The 16,445-nt window shown below is 72.8% G+C and carries 15 protein-coding genes; 5 read left to right on the top strand and 10 right to left on the bottom strand.

The genetic code is table 11. The annotated features are described in order from the left end of the window. Window positions 1-25: 25 nt before the first annotated feature. Entirely contained in the window at window positions 26-1,054 is a 1,029-nt protein-coding gene (gene purM, locus B351_RS0106010) for a phosphoribosylformylglycinamidine cyclo-ligase (protein WP_026010422.1), read from the bottom strand. 183 nt (window positions 1,055-1,237) lie between these two features. Between purM and B351_RS0106005 the strand changes: the two genes are divergently transcribed. The 3 genes from B351_RS0106005 to hda are packed head-to-tail and all read left to right on the top strand — an operon-like array spanning window position 1,238 to window position 4,211. Next, window positions 1,238-2,314 carry a DUF2066 domain-containing protein gene (locus tag B351_RS0106005; RefSeq protein WP_019398143.1) on the top strand — a complete coding sequence of 359 codons (1,077 nt, stop codon included), beginning with the start codon at window positions 1,238-1,240 and terminating at the stop codon, window positions 2,312-2,314. 8 nt (window positions 2,315-2,322) lie between these two features. Beyond that, window positions 2,323-3,501: an AI-2E family transporter gene (locus B351_RS0106000; RefSeq protein WP_019398142.1), complete on the top strand. Its 1,179-nt coding sequence runs from the start codon at window positions 2,323-2,325 to the stop codon at window positions 3,499-3,501. Next, a complete protein-coding gene (gene hda / locus B351_RS0105995) occupies window positions 3,498-4,211 on the top strand; it encodes a DnaA regulatory inactivator Hda (RefSeq protein ID WP_019398141.1) in 714 nt (237 codons plus the stop codon). Before B351_RS0106000 ends, hda begins: the two co-directional genes overlap by 4 nt. Before the next feature lie 47 nt (window positions 4,212-4,258). On the opposite strand, the gene murU is transcribed toward hda, so the two are convergent. The 3 genes from murU to B351_RS0105980 all read right to left on the bottom strand — a co-directional run bounded on the left by murU (window position 4,259) and on the right by B351_RS0105980 (window position 7,586). Beyond that, window positions 4,259-4,954 carry an N-acetylmuramate alpha-1-phosphate uridylyltransferase MurU gene (gene murU / locus B351_RS0105990; protein WP_019398140.1) on the bottom strand — a complete coding sequence of 232 codons (696 nt, stop codon included), beginning with the start codon at window positions 4,952-4,954 and terminating at the stop codon, window positions 4,259-4,261. Next, window positions 4,951-5,955: an aminoglycoside phosphotransferase family protein gene (locus B351_RS0105985; RefSeq protein WP_019398139.1), complete on the bottom strand. Its 1,005-nt coding sequence runs from the start codon at window positions 5,953-5,955 to the stop codon at window positions 4,951-4,953. The genes murU and B351_RS0105985 overlap by 4 nt, the downstream gene beginning before the upstream one ends. Window positions 5,956-6,080: 125 nt before the next feature. Further along, complete coding sequence (locus B351_RS0105980; RefSeq protein WP_019398138.1) at window positions 6,081-7,586, bottom strand: M20 family metallopeptidase; 1,506 nt, start codon at window positions 7,584-7,586, stop codon at window positions 6,081-6,083. Between the two features lie 210 nt (window positions 7,587-7,796). Here B351_RS0105980 and B351_RS0105975 point away from each other — a divergent pair, with 210 nt between their 5' ends. Both B351_RS0105975 and B351_RS0105970 read left to right on the top strand, forming a co-directional pair. Continuing rightward, the gene (locus tag B351_RS0105975; RefSeq protein WP_019398137.1) at window positions 7,797-8,177 is read left to right on the top strand and encodes a helix-hairpin-helix domain-containing protein; all 381 of its coding nucleotides are present in this window, start codon (window positions 7,797-7,799) and stop codon (window positions 8,175-8,177) included. A gap of 225 nt (window positions 8,178-8,402) precedes the next feature. Further along, on the top strand, window positions 8,403-9,014 hold the full coding sequence (locus B351_RS0105970) for a HutD family protein (RefSeq protein WP_019398136.1): 612 nt from the start codon (window positions 8,403-8,405) through the stop codon (window positions 9,012-9,014). Here B351_RS0105970 and B351_RS0105965 read toward each other — a convergent pair. The 6 genes from B351_RS0105965 to B351_RS0105940 form a co-directional block, all read right to left on the bottom strand. After that, the gene (locus B351_RS0105965; protein WP_019398135.1) at window positions 9,008-10,627 is read right to left on the bottom strand and encodes a sulfite reductase flavoprotein subunit alpha; all 1,620 of its coding nucleotides are present in this window, start codon (window positions 10,625-10,627) and stop codon (window positions 9,008-9,010) included. The genes B351_RS0105970 and B351_RS0105965 overlap by 7 nt on opposite strands. After that, window positions 10,624-11,607, bottom strand: a complete 984-nt coding sequence (locus B351_RS0105960) for an FAD:protein FMN transferase (RefSeq protein WP_019398134.1) — start codon at window positions 11,605-11,607, stop codon at window positions 10,624-10,626. The genes B351_RS0105965 and B351_RS0105960 overlap by 4 nt, the downstream gene beginning before the upstream one ends. 10 nt (window positions 11,608-11,617) lie before the next feature. Beyond that, window positions 11,618-12,481, bottom strand: coding sequence for a DUF4198 domain-containing protein (locus B351_RS0105955; RefSeq protein WP_019398133.1), 864 nt, complete (start codon window positions 12,479-12,481; stop codon window positions 11,618-11,620). Window positions 12,482-12,498: 17 nt separating this feature from the next. After that, on the bottom strand, window positions 12,499-13,011 hold the full coding sequence (locus B351_RS0105950; RefSeq protein ID WP_019398132.1) for a DUF2271 domain-containing protein: 513 nt from the start codon (window positions 13,009-13,011) through the stop codon (window positions 12,499-12,501). A 13-nt stretch (window positions 13,012-13,024) separates the two neighbouring features. Further along, window positions 13,025-13,672 carry a PepSY-associated TM helix domain-containing protein gene (locus B351_RS0105945; protein ID WP_019398131.1) on the bottom strand — a complete coding sequence of 216 codons (648 nt, stop codon included), beginning with the start codon at window positions 13,670-13,672 and terminating at the stop codon, window positions 13,025-13,027. 101 nt (window positions 13,673-13,773) lie between these two features. Beyond that, the gene (locus B351_RS0105940; RefSeq protein ID WP_019398130.1) at window positions 13,774-16,242 is read right to left on the bottom strand and encodes a TonB-dependent receptor domain-containing protein; all 2,469 of its coding nucleotides are present in this window, start codon (window positions 16,240-16,242) and stop codon (window positions 13,774-13,776) included. Between the last annotated feature and the right edge of the window lie 203 nt (window positions 16,243-16,445).

Raw genomic sequence — 16,445 nt, 5'->3', positions numbered from 1 at the left:
CCCGCCGGTAGGGGCCATGGGTGCCTCAGGCGATGCGCACGCGCCCGTCGCCGCCGGCGCGCGCGACCACCCGGCCGATGGCGCGGTGCGCCAGGCCTTGGGCGTCGAGCGCGGCGCCGATCGCGGCCAGCGCGTCCTGCGGCACCACCAGCACGAAGCCGATGCCGCAGTTGAAGGTGCGCCACATTTCCTCGTCGGCCACCGCGCCTTCGCGCTGCAGCCAGGCGAACACCGGCGGCAGGACGATGGCCTGCGCCTCGATGTCCAGGCCCAGGCCCTCGGGGATGACACGGATGATGTTCTCGGTCAGGCCGCCGCCGGTGATGTGGGCCATGGCGTGGATCGCCTCGCCGTGTTCGCGCAGCAGGGCCAGCACCGGCTTCACGTACAGCCGGGTCGGGGCCATCAGCGCGTCGACCAGCTTGCTGCCGTCCTCCAGGACCAGCTCGGCCGGGCGGCCGGCGCGGTCGTAGATGCGGCGGATCAGCGAATAGCCGTTGGAGTGCGGGCCGGAGGAGGCGATGCCCAGCAGCATGTCGCCCTCGCGCACGCGGGAGCCGTCCAGCAGCTGCGACTTCTCCACCGCGCCCACGGCGAAGCCGGCCAGGTCGTACTCGCCCGGCGGGTACATGTCCGGCATCTCGGCGGTCTCGCCGCCGATCAGGGCGCAGCCGGACTCCTCGCAGCCGCGGGCGATGCCGCCGACCACCGCGACCGTGGTGTCCACGTCGAGCTTGCCGGTGGCGAAGTAGTCCAGGAAGAACAGCGGCTCGGCGCCCTGGACCAGGATGTCGTTGACGCACATGGCGACCAGGTCGATGCCGATGGTGTCGTGGCGGCCCAGCTGCTGGGCCAGCTTGAGCTTGGTGCCCACGCCGTCGGTGCCGGAGACCAGCACCGGCTCGCGGTACTTGCCGGACAGGTCGAACAGGGCGCCGAACCCGCCCAGGCCGCCCATCACCTCCGGGCGGAAGCTGCGCCGCACCAGCGGCTTGATCCGCTCCACGACCTCGTTGCCGGCGTCGATGTCCACGCCCGCGTCGCGGTAGGTCAGGGGAGTGGGCGTAGGAGTCTGGCTCACGTCAGGGCCTGCGGCAGCTGCGGGGAAGGGCCGCGATTCTAGCAGCCGCGCCGCGGCCGGGGACGCCCGGCGTCCCGCCTTCGCGCTGCGTCGATTGGCGCGGGCATGCGGTTCGGGCAACAATTCCCCGGTATTCCCCGTCCATCGAGGATCCCCATGCCCGTCCGCCGCGGCCTGACCCTGTTCCTGGCGCTGCTGCTGTGCCTGCCCTTCGCGCCGGCAGCGGCCCAGGACGGGCTGCGCACCGAAGGCGAGGTGGCGGCCGCGCAGGGCCTGTACGCGGCCGAGGTGCAGGTCGGCAGCCAGGCCGATTCGGCGCGCGCGGCCGGTTTCGCCCGTGCCCTGGCCCAGGTGCTGTCCAAGCTCTCCGGCGACCCTGCGGTGGCCAACCGCCCCGGCGTGGCGCAGGAGCTGCGCAACGCCGACGCCTACGTGGAGAGCTACGACTACCGCCAGGACCAGAGCACCTCGCCCGGCGGCGCGCCCACCTTCCGCACCATGCTGGTGGTGCGCTTCGACCCGGAACTGGTCGACGGCTTGGTCTCGGCGCTGGGCCTGCCGGTGTGGGCGCAGCCGCGGCCCAAGCCGGTGGTGTGGCTGGCGATCGACGACGGCAGCGGCCCGCGCCTGCTGGGCACCGGCCAGGTCAATGCCGCGCGTCCGCTGCTGGACCGCGCGGTCGAGCGTGGCTACCGCCTCGGCCTGCCGTCCGGCGGCGCCGCCGAGCAGGCGGTGGTCGGCGCGATCTGGCGCGGCGACACCGCCGCCGTGGCCCGCGCCTCGGCCCGCTACAGCCCGCCGATGCAGCTGATCGGCAAGATGTACCGCAGCGGTAACGGCTGGGCCACCGACTGGACCTTCGTCGACGCCGGGCGGGTGCTGGCCACCCGCACGGTCAACGAATCCGACCCGCGGCGCGCGCTGTCCAGCGGCGCCGACGTGGCCGCCGACGCGCTGATCCAGCGCTACGCCAAGGTCCCGGTGTCCGAGCCGGCCGGCACCTACCGGGTCGTGGTCACCGGGCTGCACGGGGCCGAGGACTACCTGCAGGTCTCGGCCTTGCTGCAGCGGCTGCCGGTGGTGCGCCGGATCGCGCCGGTGCGCGCCAGCGGCGACCGCGTGGAGTTCGACCTCGACCTGCTCACCGGCCTGTCCGGGTTCGACCGCATGCTCGGCCAGAACGCGCCGGTGGAGCCGGTGGAGGGCGTGCCCGGGGAGTACCGCATCCGATGAGCCGGCCGATGGACGGGCAAGCGGAGATCGCGCGCTTCCTGCAGCAGCTCAAGTGGATCGTGCTGGGGCTGGTCGGCCTGTGGGTCGTCTGGCTGCTGGCGCCGATCCTGACCCCGTTCGTGTTCGGCGCGCTGCTGGGCTGGATGGGCGACCCGCTGGTCGACCGCCTCGAGCGCGCCGGGCGCTCGCGCAACGTGGCCGTGGCCCTGGTGTTCGGGCTGATGACCCTGCTGCTGGTGCTGGCCCTGCTGATCCTGGTGCCGATGCTCGAACGCCAGGTGCGCACCCTGGTGGAGTCGCTGCCGGCCTACCGCGACTGGTTCGTGCAGACCGCGGTGCCGTGGCTGGAGGCGCGCACCGGGCTGGAACTGATGGTGTGGCTGGATCCGGAGCGGCTGGTCCAATGGGTGCGCGAGCACTGGCAGCAGGCCGGTGGCTTCGCCACCGCGGTGTTCGGCTACATCTCCCGCTCCGGCTTCGCGATGGTGGCCTGGGTGGTGAACCTGGTGCTGCTGCCGATCCTGACCTACTACTTCCTGCGCGACTGGGACCTGCTGGTGGAGCGGGTCGCGGCCCTGGTCCCGCGCGACCACCTGGATACGGTCACCCGCCTGGCGCGCGAGTCCAACGACGTGCTCGCCGCGTTCCTGCGCGGGCAGTTCGTGGTGATGCTGGCGCTGGGGGCGATCTACGCGATCGGCCTGCAGCTGTCCGGGCTCAAGCTGGGCTTGCTGATTGGCATGGTCGCCGGCCTGATCAGCTTCATTCCTTACCTGGGCGCGACCACCGGCATCGTCCTGGCGGTGGTGGCGGCGCTGGTCCAGGCCCAGGGCCTGGATACCCGGCTGTTGGTGCTGGTGGGCGTGGTGTTCACCGTCGGCCAGCTGCTGGAGAGCTATGTGCTGACCCCGCGCATCGTCGGCGACAAGATCGGCCTGCATCCGGTGGCGGTGATCTTCGCGGTGATGGCCGGCGGCCAGCTGTTCGGGTTCCTCGGCATGCTGATCGCGCTGCCGGCGGCGGCGGTGATCAACGTGCTGCTGCGCTTCGCCGCCGAGCGCTACCGCCAGAGCGGGCTGTACATGGGCGGCCAGGGCTCGCCCTCGATCGTGCTCGGTCCCTTCCCGGAACGCGCGCCGGAACCGCCGCAACAGCCGCCCGCGCGCGGCCAGGGCCCGGAGGCGTGAGCGTTCCCCCCGGCAAGGCCGGCACCCCGCAACTGCCGCTGGCGCTGCGTTACCCGCCCGAGCAGCGCCTGGAGAGCTACATCGGCGCCCCGGCCGGCGCGCTGGAACAGCTGCGCGACCTGGCGCGGCTGCCCGGCGCGGACTGGATCTACCTGGAGGGCGCCAGCGGCGCCGGCAAGACCCACCTGGGCCTGGGCGTGTGCGCCGAGGCCGAGGGTGCCGGCCGGCGCGCGGCCTACCTGCCGCTGCGCGCCGCGCGCGGCCGCCTGCGCGAGGCGCTGGAGGCGCAGGAGGCCGACGTGGTCGCGCTGGACGGGCTGGAGGCCATCGCCGGCGACCGCGAGGACGAGGTCGCGCTGTTCGATTTCCACAACCGCATGCGCGCCGCCGGTACTTCCGTGCTGTACCTGGCCACCGCCGCGCCGCAGGCGCTGCCGCTGGTGCTGCCGGACCTGCGCTCGCGCCTGGGCCAGTGCACCCGCATCGCCCTGCATACGCTGGACGACGAGGGCCGCCGCGCGGTGCTGCGCGACCGCGCCCGCCGACGCGGGCTGGTGCTGGAGGAAGCGGCGATCGATTGGCTGCTGACCCGCACCGGGCGCGACATGGGCCACTTGCTGGGCCTGCTGGAGCGCATCGACCGGGCCTCGCTGGCGGCGCAGCGGCGGGTGACGGTGCCGTTCCTGCGCGGCCTGCTCGACGCCGGCTGAGCCGGCGCCGTCCCCGTATCCGGGTGTCCGGGGTCCTGCGGCCGCGCTCAGTCCGCGCGCAGGGCCTGGTCCAGTGCTGCCAGCCGCTCCGGAGTGCCGACGTCGGTCCAGCGGCCGCGGTGGTGCTCGCCGCTGGCGCGCCCGGCGGCCATGGCCCGGCGCAGCAGCGGCGCCAGCCTGAAGCGCGGCGGGTTGCCGGGATCGCCGTCCACGGTCGCGCGCCAGCCGGCCAGCAGCGAAGGGCGGTAGACGCCGATGCCGGAGAAGGTCAGCCTGGCGCCGCCATCGGCATGCACGCGGCCGTCGTCGTCCAGCACGAAGTCGCCGCCGGGGTGGTGCCGGGGGTTGTCGACCAGCACCAGGTGGGCGTCGCCGCGCGGCTGGCGCGGCAGCCGGGCGAAGTCGTAGTCGGTCCAGATGTCGCCGTTGACCGCGATGAACGGGCCGTCGCCAAGCAGCGGCAGGGCATGCAGCATGCCGCCGCCGGTTTCCAGCGGTTCCGGGCCCTCGTAGCTGTAATGCAGGCGCAGGCCCCAGCGGCTGCCGTCGCCGAGCATCCCGGGGAACCGCTCGGCCAGCCAGGAGGTGTTGACCACCACCTCGTCCACGCCCAGCGCGGCCAGCTTCTCCAGGTGCCAGGCCAGCAGCGGCTTGCCGCCGGCCTCCAGCAGCGGCTTGGGCGTGTGCAGGGTCAGCGGGCGCATGCGTTCGCCCAGGCCCGCCGCGAAGACCAGCGCCTTCATGCGGCCACCTCTGCCATCGCCGGGCGGATGCGGGCATCGAGCAGGCGCTGCAGTGGCTGCAGCTGCGGGTGCCGCGGCAGCACCTCGTCCAGGTAGGCGATGAAGCGCGGCGCGTCGACCAGGTACCTGGTCTTGCCGTCGCGGTGGTGCAGGCGGGCGAAGATGCCGAGGATCTTCAGGTGCCGCTGCACGCCCAGCCAGTCGGCGTCGCGCAGGAACACCGGCAGCGGCGGCACCGGCAGTCCGGCCGCGGCGGCGCGCCCGTGGTAGCGCGCCAGCCAGCCATCGACCCGTTCCAGCGGCCAGGACAGGAAGGCGTCCTTGAACAGGCTCACCGGGTCGTAGGCGATCGGGCCGACCACGCAGTCCTGGAAATCCAGCACCGCCGGGCCGGGCTCGACCGGCATGAGGTTGCGCGGCATGAAGTCGCGGTGCACGACCACCCGCGCCTGGGCCAGGGCGTTGTCCATCAGCCGGCGCTGCACCAGCTGCAGCTCCTCGGCCTCGCCGCAATCCAGCTCGATGCCCAGGTGGGTGCGCAGGAACCAGTCCTCGAACAGGCCCGCGTCGCGCTGCAGCAGGGCCTCGCCGAACACGCCCATCGCCGGCGGCGGGGCGATCGCCTGCAGCTTCAGCAGCTGGCCGACGGCGGCGTCGAACCAGGCATCGGCGTTGCCGTCGTCGATGACCTGGGCCAGGGTCGGGCCGCCCAGGTCCTCCAGCAGCAGGAAGCCCTGCTCGACGTCGCGCGCCAGCACCTGCGGCACGCGCACGCCGCCGGCTTCCAGCAGGTCGCGCATGGCCAGCCATGGACGCACGTCCTCCAGCCCCGGCGGCGAGTCCATCACGATCCGCGAAGCACCGGCGCCGTGGCTGCGCCAGTAGCTGCGGAAGCCGGCGTCGGTGGAGGCACGCTCGAGGGTGGCGGCCGGATCGCCGAGGGCGGCGCGCGCCCAGGCCAGGCGCTGCAGCTCGCGTTGGGAAGCGGTTTGCGGGTTCATGCGTGGGTGTCGGCGGGGATCGGCACAGGGTAATCGTCGCGCGCGTCCGCGGCGAGGCGCCGGCGCCGCAAACGCGAAGCGCCGGGGGTTGCCCGGCGCTTCGCGTCATGCAGCTTGCCTTCGGATCAGCAGCAGCCGTGGCCGCCGTGCTGCTCGCCGCCGGCCACCGCGCCGACGCCGGTGGTCTGGCCGCGCAGGCTGGCGCGGTAGTGCTCGGCGATCACGTGCGACACGCACTGGGTCACGCGCTTGCCCATCGGGATGTGCAGGAACTCGTTCGGGCCGTGGGCGTTGGAGTGCGGGCCCAGCACGCCGGTGATCATGAACTGCGCGCCGGGGAACTTCTCGCCGAGCATGCCCATGAACGGGATCGAGCCGCCTTCGCCCATGTACATGGCCGGCTTGCCGAACGCGGCCTGCGAGGCCGATTCGATCGCCTCGGTCAGCCACGGCGACTGCGCCGGGGCGTTCCAGCCGGTGGAGGCCTTCTCCAGCTCCAGCTCGACGTGGGCGCCGTTCGGCGGATCCTTCAGCAGCACATCCTTGAGCAGCTCGCCGGCCTTCTTGCCGTCCAGGGTCGGCGGCAGGCGCAGCGACAGTTTCACCGCGGTGTACGGGCGCAGCACGTTGCCGGCCGAGGCCAGCGGCGGCATGCCGTCCACGCCGGTGACCGACAGCGCCGGGCGCCAGGTGCGGTTGAGCACCAGCTCCGCCGGGTCGTCGGACATGGCGCTCATGCCCTTGAGGAAGGGGAACTTGCTGAAGACCTCGTCGCGCAGGGTCTCGGCGACCTTGCGCGCCTGCTCCACGCGCTCGGCCGGGACCTCCACGTGCAGGCCCTCGAGGATGATGCGGCCGGTGTCCTCGTCCTCGATCCGCGACAGCAGCTGGCGCAGCAGGCGGAAGCTGGACGGCACCACGCCGGAGGCGTCGCCGGAGTGCACGCCTTCGCTGAGCACCTTGACCGTCAGGTTGCCGCCGGCCAGGCCGCGCAGCGAGGTGGTGCACCACAGCTGCTCGTAGTTGCCGCAGCCCGAATCCAGGCACACCACCAGCGAGGGCTTGCCGATGCGCGCGGCCAGGTGGTCGACGTAGGCCGGCAGGTCGTAGCTGCCGGACTCCTCGCAGGCCTCGATCAGCAGCACGCAGCGCGCGTGCGGGATGTTCTGCTCGCGCAGGGCCAGGATCGCCGCCAGCGAGCCGAAGATCGCGTAGCCGTCGTCGGCGCCGCCGCGGCCGTAGAGCTTGTCGCCGCGCAGCACCGGCTTCCACGGACCCAGGTCCGGATCCCAGCCGGTCATCTCCGGCTGCTTGTCCAGGTGGCCGTACAGCAGCACGGTGTCGTCGCCCGACTCGGGGCCGGTGGCCGGCACTTCCACGTAGATCAGCGGGGTGCGGCCTTCCAGCTCGACCACTTCCACCTGCAGGCCGGGGATCGGCTGGGCGCGCGCCCAGGACTCCATCAGCTTCACCGCCGCGTCCATGTGGCCGTTGGCCTTCCAGTCCTTGTCGAACATCGGCGACTTGTTGGGGATGCGGATGTACTCGACCAGCTGCGGGACGATGTCGTCGTCCCACTTGGCGCCGATGAAACGCGCTGCGGCGGCGGGGTCGAGGCGTGCGATGTCCATGGAAACTCCGGGAAAAATTGGATGGCGCCATTCTACGCCCCGGCGTGGGGCGGGGATTTCCTACAGATGAATGCAGCATTCCCGGTCAACGCAATGCGCTGCGCGGCGATGGCGGCCGCCCACGGCCCGGTCCAGACTGCGGCTACCGGGAACCGGCCGGCAGGACGCCAGCCCCCGGGTGCCATCCAACCGCTACAAGGGAGTGTCGCCATGAAGTTCCTTTCCCATCCGCGTCCGCTGCTGCTGACGCTGCTGCTGATGGTGGCCGCGGTGTTCACCGCCTCGGCCGCCGACAAGGTCGACATCAACACCGCCTCGGCCGCGCAGCTGGAGGCCGTGCTGGTCGGCATCGGCCCGTCCAAGGCCGAGGCCATCGTCGCCCATCGCAAGGCCAATGGTCCGTTCAAGAGCGTGGACGAGCTGGCCCTGGTCAAGGGCATTGGCCTGAAGACGATCGAGCGCAACCGCGACCTGATCACCGTCGGCGCGCCGGCGAAGGCGGCCACCGCTCCGGCCAGGCCCGCCGCGGCCCCGGCTGCAGGCAAGGCACCGGAGCAGGCGCCGGCGAACCCGGCGGTGGCGCGACGCTGAGCACGCCTGCGCCGTGGCGCGGCGCAGGTGTCCGATGCCCGGGCGTCGCAGGGAGGCGCCGTCCGGAAACTGCACGCCAGGCAAGGCGTCAGTGCAGTTGGCCGTCCGCGCCGCACAGGGAGGTGCGGCCGGGCGGCATCTTTTCGCTTGCCTTGTCCGGTGGGGAAGCACCGCCGGGCTGCGATCCGCTGCCATGCGCAGCCGGTGCTGCGGCACAATCGGCGCATGCCCGATTTCGGTCCCGCCAGGCACCTGCCGGCCCACGAGTACGTCCGCGAGCGCTGGCACACCGGCGCCGGCTGGCCCCGCCGCATCCTGCGCCTGCCGGCGGAGGGCAACTGGGACCTGAGCCTGTCGATTGCCGATATCGAGGGGGCAGCGGCGTATTCGTCCCTGCCGGGCGTGGAGCGCGAGCAGGTGCTGCTGTCCGGCGACGGGCTGCGCCTGGAATTCGCCGATGGCGGGCAGGCGACCCTGCTGCCGCCGCACCAGCGGTTGCGCTTTGCCGGCGACCGGGCCGTCACCGGGATCCCGCTGGATGGCCCACCCGTGCGCGCCTTCAACGCGATGTGGCGCCCGGACGTGCTGGAGGTGGACCTGCTGCACCGGCCGCTGGTGGGCGGCATGTTCTGCTTCTGCGATGCCGCCACCGCCTGGGCCGTGTACCTGCTGGGCGGGCGGGCGCGGGTGGGCGCGGACGGCGTGGAGTTCGACCTGGAAACCGGCGACAGCGCCTGGCTGGCCGCGCCCGCGCGGCAGCGCTTCCTGCTGGACGGGGCTGGCGAGGCCTTGCTGCTGCGCGTGCGCCGGGCCGGGGCCGCGGCGGCGGCTCAGTAGACGTCGCGGCGGTAGCGTCCCTGCTCGCGCAGGGCGTCGCGCCGTTCCGCGCCCAGGATCGTGGCCAGGGCCGTGTCCACGGCGGGGGCCATGGTGCCGGCACTGCCGCAGACCAGGATGGTCGCGCCCGCGTCCACCCAGGCGGCCAGTTCGGCGGCTGCGGCGCGCAGGCGGTCCTGCACATAGGCGCGGTCGCCCTCGCGGGAGAAGGCCAGGTCCATCCGTTCCAGCCAGCCCGCCTCCTGCCAGCGGCGCAGCTCGTCGCCGAAGAACAGGTCGCAGGCCGCGTTGCGTTCGCCGAACAGCAGCCAGTTGCGGCGCGCGCCGGCGGCGATGCGCGCGGCCAGGTGCGCGCGCAGGCCGGCGATGCCGGTGCCATTGCCGACCAGCACCAGCGGGCGGTCCGCGGCCGGCGGGTGGAAGCCGGGGTTGCTGCGCAAGCGCAGGTCCACGGTCCCGCCCACGGGGACGTGGCGGCACAGCCAGCCGCTGCCCAGGCCGGGCGTCCCGTCCTGGCGGTACATCTCGCGCACCAGCAGCTGCAGCCGGCCCTCGGCCGGGATCGAGGCGATCGAGTATTCGCGGTGCGGGAGGCGCTGCAGGCGCGCGGCCAGGGCCTGCGGGGCCAGCCCGCGCACGCCGTCCGGATCGGGCAGCACGCTGCGCGCAAGCAGGCCGGCAAGCGGCTGCGGACCATCGCCGGCGTCCACCTGCGCGGTGCCATCCAGGCCCGTGGCCGCCAGCCACGCGGCGACCTGCTGCGACGGATGGCCGGGGCCGATCTCGGCGATGTCGCCGGGCTGCCAGGCCGGCAGCACGCCGGAGGCCGGCTGCAGCGACAGCGCATGCACCGGGCCGCCCTGGCTGCCGGGGTTGAGCAGCTGGCGCGCGGCCAGGCGCCACGGGTGGTAGGCCGGTGCGCTCCAGTCCGCGGCCGCGGCATCGCCGCCGATGCGCGCCACCTCGTACTGCCAGCGGCGCAGCGCCGCCTCGTCGGCGTTGTCCACCTCCACCCGGTCGAACAGCGGGAGCGCGCCGCGGTCGCGCAGCCACGCGTCCAGCTGGCGGCCGAAGCCGCAGAACGCGGCGTAGTTGCGGTCGCCCAGGGCCAGCAGCGCGTATTCCAGGTGGGCCAGGTCGCGGTCGTCCATCCGCCGCAGGAAACCCAGGGCATGGTCGGGCGGATCGCCCTCGCCGGTGGTGCTGGCCACGAACAGGGCACGGCGGGTCGCGGCCAGTCGCGTGGCGTCGACCTGGTCCAGGGGCAGCACCACCACTTCGCGACCGCCCGCGCGCAGCATCGCGGCGCTGCGCTCGGCCAGCGCGGAGGCAAAACCCGTCTGGCTGGCCCAGGCCACCAGCACCGCATCGCCGCCGGTGGAGGCCGCGCTCGCCGGCGCCGCGGACCTGCCGTTGCGCAGGCAAAGCGCGGTGGCCAGCAGCCAGGCGGCGGCGATGGCGGCCGCCAGCCAGCGGCGGTCCGCGGACGGCGCGGCCGGCCACCAGTCGTCGCCATGCAGCGGCAGCAGCAGGCACGCGCCGAGCAGCAGCAGGGCCAGCAGCGCCAGCTGGCCGAACAGCGCGGTGCGGCTGGAGCCGGAGGCGGGATTCATGCGGCCAGGTGGCGGCGGAATGCCGGGGTCATCGTTTCCACCGGGCCGGCGGGGGTGCGGCTGACGAAGCGCGCGGCCAGGCCGTGCTCCCCGGCGAAGTGCAGTCCGGCCTCGGCGCCCATCACGGTCAGCGCGGTGGCCCAGGCATCGGCGTGCATGGCGTCGGCGGCCACCACGGTGACCGCGGCCGCGGCCTGGTGCACCGGCGCGCCGCTGCGCGGGTCGAAGGTGTGGGAATAGCGCTGGCCGGCGTGCTCGAAGTGGTGCCAGCGATCGCCGGAGGTGGCCACTGCCGCGTCCTCCAGCGCCAGCACCCGCGGCGGCAGCTGCGCCACCGGGGTCTCCAGGTCGGGTTCGGCTTCCACCAGCACCTGCCAGGCGTTGCCGTCGGGCTTGCGGCCGTAGGCGCGGATCTCGCCGCCGACTTCCACCAGGGCCGCGGCAACGCCGCCGGCACGCAGGCGCTCGGCCGCCAGGTCGGCACCGAAGCCCTTGGCGATGGCGGAGAAGTCCAGGGCCAGGCCGCCAGGCTGCAGCAGCTCGCGGCCGCCGGCGCGGCGTTGCAGCCGCTGCCAGCCGGTGCGCGCACGGATTTCGGCCAGCAGCTGCGGCGGTGGCACCCGCGGCGGCCGCCCGCCGGCGCCGAAGCCCCACAGTTCCACCAGCGGGGCGACGGTGGGATCGAACGCGCCGCCGCTGGCCCGGGCCACGTCCAGGGCCGCCTCCAGCACCCGGGCGAAGGCTTCCGGCAGCGCCTGCCAGCTGCCGGCCGCGGCGCGGCGGTAGCGGCTGATGTCCGAATCCGCTTCCCAGGTGCTCATCTGCGCCACCACCTCGTCCAGCGCGCCCTGCACGATGGCGTGCAGGGCGTGCAGGTCGGTGGAGGCGCGCACGGCCACGCGCGCGCTCCAGGACGTGCCCATGGTCTGCCCGCCGAGGCTGGCCAGGCCCGCGGCGGCAGCCGGCTGCGTGGTGCCCATGGACCGGCGCTTACTGCGGCAGGACTTCCAGGGTCGCCACGTACACCAGGCGGCGCTTGCTGGCCTTCGGCACGCGGGTGTTGCCGTCCTCGGTCGACGCTTCCAGCCAGTAGCGGCCCGGCTGCGGGAAGGTGATGGCGATGCTGCCGTCCTGGCCGCTGGTCGCGCGGATCTCTTCCTGGGCGTTGCGGTAGCGGGTGTCGCCGCGCACCACCTCGACCTCCAGGCCGGCGGCCGGCTTGCCGTCGACGTGCAGGACGAACTTCGCCTCCTCGCCGGCGAACAGGTCGTTCGGATGGGTCACCGGCACCAGCTCCAGGCCCTCGCCCAGCGGCCTGATGTCGGTGGTGCGGCCGTTGGTGACGAAGGTCTCCACCCGGCCGAGGGTCTCGGTGACCTGCACGTTCTGCGCGTCGGCCGGGATCTTCGCCGCCAGCTCCTCGGGCCTGGCGTTGCGCAGGAAGCCGCCGCGCGGCGCGCCCGGGCCGGTCACCGGCTTGCCCTCGGCCCTGGCCTTCGCCTTGGCCGCCAGGCTCTCGGCGGTATCCCAGCTGGCTGACACGCCGCGGTTGACGTTGGCGATGCGGTACGTGCCTTCCTGCTGCAGGTGCAGGTCGAAGGTGCTGCGGTACTTGCCGGTGCTGGCGTTCTGCAGCGGCACCTGGCTGCCGTCCGGGGCGGTGGCGACCACGTTGTCCAGGCGCATCGGCACGTGGTCGGGGAAGAACAGCTGGTTGGAGACGGCGGCGTCGAAGGTCACCCACACGTCCTGGCCGGCGACCGTGGCCTGCGAGGGCACGAGCCACTGCTTGTGCGCGGCGGCGGAGAAGGGCAACGCCAGCGCCAGGGCGAGGACGAACGCATGTTTCTTCATCGTTGGGCTCCTTGGATTCACTTGATCGCCAGGCTGACCGCGCCGAGCTCGCTGCTGCCCTGGGCCTTGCCGGACTGGGCGCCGCGGGCCGGCCAGGTAAAGGGGATCTTCAGCAGCTCGCGGCCGCCGACTTCGCGCACCGCCTCCACCACCAGGGTGTATTCGCCGGCGGACAGCTTCTTCAGCTGCGGCGCGTTGGCGTCGACCCTGATCGTGTGCCTGCCGACCGGGCGGGTCGGGCCGGTGACGCCGTCCACCGGCAGGTCGAGGTTGCGCCCCGACTTGCGCCACCACTGGCGCAGGTCCGGCAGCCACTTGGTGCCGTGGCCCTCGGCGGTGTCCTTCAGCTGGTACCACACGGCCAGATCGGCCGCGGCCTTGCCGTCGGCGCCCTCGATCCACACCGCCACGTAGGGGCGGTGGTACTCGGCCACGTTGAGCTTGGGAATCTCCACCGAGACTTCCAGCTCCGCGGCGTAGGCCGGCAGGGTCAGCAGCCCGGTCACCGCGAACAGCAGCTTGGCGCGCATCGGTCGTACCTCGTCAATGGATGAAGATCAGGATCAGCAGCAGCGGCACCACCAGGCCCAGGCCGACCAGCGGCCAGGTCATGCGCCGCTGCCGCGCATGCAGGTGCAGCAGGAACAGGCCGGTGACGCAGAACACCAGGCAGGCGATGGCGAACACGTCGATGAACCAGCCCCAGGCCGGCCCGGCGTTGCGGCCCTTGTGCAGGTCGTTGAGGAACGAGACCAGGCCGCGCTCGGTGCGCTCGAACTCGACCTCGCCGGTGGTGCGGTCGATGCTCAGCCAGGCATCGGCACCGGGCGAGGGCATGGACAGGTAGGCCTCGTCCTGCGACCACTCCGCCGGCCGCCGCCCCGCGCCGACCGACAGTTCCTCGGCCAGCCACGCGGCCACCGCCGGAGGCAGCGGCGCGTTGCCTTCCTCCGGCGCGTCTGCCAGCGCCTGCAGCAGCGGTTCCGGCAGGCGTGCGCTGCGGTTGTCGACCTGCGGCGCGGCCTCGATGCGCGCGGCGTGGTTGAGGGTGATGCCGGTGGCGGTGAACAGCAGCATGCCCACCAGGCACACCGCCGAGCTGATCCAGTGCCACTGGTGCAGCGTGCGCAACCAGAAGCCGCGCCTGCGCTGGGCGGTCACGGGGTCGTTGCGGGTCGGAGTTGCGGGCACGTCTGCAGGGGGTCGGGGAAGGCAGGGGAGTATAGCGGTCGAGAACGATTCTCATCGGTTAACGCTCGCGGGGCCGGATGGTTGACCCAGGCCCCGCCCGCTCAGAACTGCACGTTGAGGCTCATCCAGACGCTGCGGGCCTTGTCCTTGTTGTTGTAGTCGTCCAGGTACAGCACCTCGTTGGTGCCGTCCTCGTACACGCCGTCGCCATCGAGGTCGCGGAACTCGGTGGCGTAGGTGGTGAAGTCGCGGTCCAGCAGGTTGTTGATGCGGGCATTGAGCGTCACCGCCTCGCTGATCCGCCATGCGCCGCCCAGGTGCAGCACGGTGTAGTCGCGGTAGTACAGCGGCTCCTGGGTGATGGCGTGGAGGCCGCGGTAGCGCTTGCCGCGCGATTCGGCCGCCAGGAACAGGCTGAGCGCATCGCTGACCTGCCAGTCGAAGGTGGCGTTGGCCATGTGCCTGGCGCTCTCGCCCAGCGGCAGCCCGGCCTGGGCGCCGCTGCGCTGTTCGCTGTCGGTCCAGGTGTAGTTGCCGCGCAGGGCGAAGGCCTCGCCGACCTGCCAGCGGCCGGCCAGCTCGGCGCCCTGGATCACCACCTTGTCGATGTTCACCGTGCGGGTGCTGTTGGCGTAGCCCAGGCCGGCGTATTCGCCGGTGTCCGAGCAGGCCAGGGCCAGGCCGTTGCCGCAGGGCTGCGAGGAGATCTTGTCGTCGAAGGTGTTGCGGAAGACGGTGGCGTTGAAGTCGTGGCCGTCCGGGTGCTGCCAGTAGGCGGCCAGCTCGTAGCTGGTGCTGGTTTCCGGCTGCAGCGCTGGGTTGCCGAACATCGGCGAGGTGCCCTGGCCGCCGAAGCCGACCACGCCGTCGTACAGCTGGGTGGTCTTGGGCGTCTTGAAGCCGGTGCTGGCGCCGCCCTTCAGCGTCCAGGCCGGGCTCACCGTGTACACCGCGTACAGGCGCGGGCTGACGTGGCTGCCGAACACCTCGTGGTCGTCGTAGCGGATGCCACCGGTCAGCGAAAGCCGCTCGACCGGCTTCCAGGTGTCCTCGGCGAACAGTGAGTGCATGTTGTGTTCCTGCCTGCCGCCCGGGCGTCCGGCCTCCATGCCGAAAACGCCGTCGGTCAGCTCGCCGCGCACGACCTGGGTGCCGACCACGGCCACGTGTTCGCCAGCGGCCTGGAACGGGATGTCGAGCCTGGCGTCGAGGGTGTACTGGCTGCTTTCCAGGGTGCGCGGCGGGCGCGGCAGGTAGGCCAGCAGCTGCCGGTACTGCTCCGGCGAAAGGTTGGCCTGCATGATCGCCAGCTTCTGCGCTTCGGACTGGTTGTTCCAGGCATTGGCGTTGCGGAAGCCGATCGCCGCACCCGGGGCGCAGTAGCCGCCGGCGCCGACGCTGCCGCCCAGGTTGGTGCAGGCGGCGTTCCACAGCTGCTGCAGCTGCCGGCGCTCGGCCACGGTGAAGGGCAGGGTGCGGCCCCTGTTGTCGGTCTCCACGTAGGCCAGCGAGACCAGGCTGTTGCCGAAGGACCAGCTGCCCTCGTGGGTCAGGGCCCAGCTGTCGCGGGTGAATTCCTGGGTCGGGGCGTATCCGGCGCGCGGTTCGATGCGGCCGTTGTTGCCGATGCGCAGCATCGCCCCGTGGTTGTCCACGGTGCCGACCGGGTATTCCTCCACGCCCTCGTCGTTGGTGCGGATGGCGTTGTCGTATTCCTGGCGCGAGGTGTCCACGTCCAGGGTGAGGCCCTGGCTGTCGGTCGGGGCCCAGGCCAGGCTGATGCCGCCGGCCTTGTTGGTGTTGTCCACCGTCTTGCCGCCGCCGCCGAAGCCGAGGGCGCGGCTGTGGCGCTCGCCGGACGGATCGGTCACGTCGCCGTAAACCGGGTTGGAGGCGTCGCGCCTGTACCAGCTCCCGCGCACGGACAGGTCCAGTTTGCCGGGCAACAGCGGGCCGGTGAGGTGGAAGTCGGCGGTGGAGTCGTCGCCGTAGGCGTGGTCGGTCTCGAAGGTGCGGCCCAGGGTCAGCGAGCCAGCCCAGGTGTCCAGGCCCTTGCGGGTGATGATGTTGATCACCCCGCCCATGGCGTCGGCGCCGTAGAGGGTCGACATCGGGCCGCGGATCACCTCGATCCGCTCGATGGCGTCCAGCGGCGGGATGTGGTTGAACTGGTTGCCGCCAAAGTTGTTGGGGTAGATGTCGCCGTGGTTGTTCTGGCGGCGGCCGTTGATGAGGACCAGGGTGTAGTCCGGGCCCATGCCGCGCATGGAGATCGTGCCCTGGCCGGTCTTGTCGCGGGTCTCGCCGATATCCACGCCTTCCAGGTCGCGGACCGCGTCCAGCAGGGTGATGTAGGGGCGGCGGGCCAGGTCCTCGCGGGTGATGACGCTGATGCTGGCCGGAGCGTCGACGATCTTCTGCTCGAAGCCGGTGGCGGTCACCACGACGGCGTCGAGGTCCTTGGCCGCCGGCGCGGGGGCCGGATCGGCCAGCGCCGCGGGAGCGGCCAGGATCGCGGCCATGGCCAGGGCCAGGGTGGCGGGACGGGACGGGAGCAGTCGTTTCGGCATAAGGGTGGTCTGGTATGTGCCTGGGTGGGCGCATGCCTGGGCGCGGCCGGGACGGCCCGGTGGCGCGTGGGTCTGCAGGAAATGGGGGAGGCGGCCGCCCGGGACGGGTGGCGCCGGGGCATCAGGTCGTGGGCGGGGCCTGGCCGGGGTGCAGGGCCAGCGCGGGATCCGGGTGCGCGGGTCCGGCCGTGCGGGCGGCGGCG

The organism is Pseudoxanthomonas sp. GW2 (assembly GCF_000283075.1).
Lineage (GTDB): Bacteria > Pseudomonadota > Gammaproteobacteria > Xanthomonadales > Xanthomonadaceae > Pseudoxanthomonas.
This window is presented reverse-complemented; position numbering and strand designations above follow the sequence as displayed.

What these genes read in the sequence shown, in the direction of transcription:
- B351_RS0106005 (WP_019398143.1), top strand. Translation starts at nt 1,238, where the DNA reads ATGCCCGTCCGCCGCGGCCTGACCCTGTTCCTGGCGCTGCTGCTGTGC.
- B351_RS0106000 (WP_019398142.1), top strand. Translation starts at nt 2,323, where the DNA reads ATGGACGGGCAAGCGGAGATCGCGCGCTTCCTGCAGCAGCTCAAGTGG.
- murU (WP_019398140.1), bottom strand. Translation starts at nt 4,954, where the DNA reads ATGAAGGCGCTGGTCTTCGCGGCGGGCCTGGGCGAACGCATGCGCCCG.
- B351_RS0105985 (WP_019398139.1), bottom strand. Translation starts at nt 5,955, where the DNA reads ATGAACCCGCAAACCGCTTCCCAACGCGAGCTGCAGCGCCTGGCCTGG.
- B351_RS0105980 (WP_019398138.1), bottom strand. Translation starts at nt 7,586, where the DNA reads ATGGACATCGCACGCCTCGACCCCGCCGCCGCAGCGCGTTTCATCGGC.
- B351_RS0105975 (WP_019398137.1), top strand. Translation starts at nt 7,797, where the DNA reads ATGAAGTTCCTTTCCCATCCGCGTCCGCTGCTGCTGACGCTGCTGCTG.
- B351_RS0105970 (WP_019398136.1), top strand. Translation starts at nt 8,403, where the DNA reads ATGCCCGATTTCGGTCCCGCCAGGCACCTGCCGGCCCACGAGTACGTC.
- B351_RS0105965 (WP_019398135.1), bottom strand. Translation starts at nt 10,627, where the DNA reads ATGAATCCCGCCTCCGGCTCCAGCCGCACCGCGCTGTTCGGCCAGCTG.
- B351_RS0105960 (WP_019398134.1), bottom strand. Translation starts at nt 11,607, where the DNA reads ATGGGCACCACGCAGCCGGCTGCCGCCGCGGGCCTGGCCAGCCTCGGC.
- B351_RS0105955 (WP_019398133.1), bottom strand. Translation starts at nt 12,481, where the DNA reads ATGAAGAAACATGCGTTCGTCCTCGCCCTGGCGCTGGCGTTGCCCTTC.
- B351_RS0105950 (WP_019398132.1), bottom strand. Translation starts at nt 13,011, where the DNA reads ATGCGCGCCAAGCTGCTGTTCGCGGTGACCGGGCTGCTGACCCTGCCG.
- B351_RS0105940 (WP_019398130.1), bottom strand. Translation starts at nt 16,242, where the DNA reads ATGCCGAAACGACTGCTCCCGTCCCGTCCCGCCACCCTGGCCCTGGCC.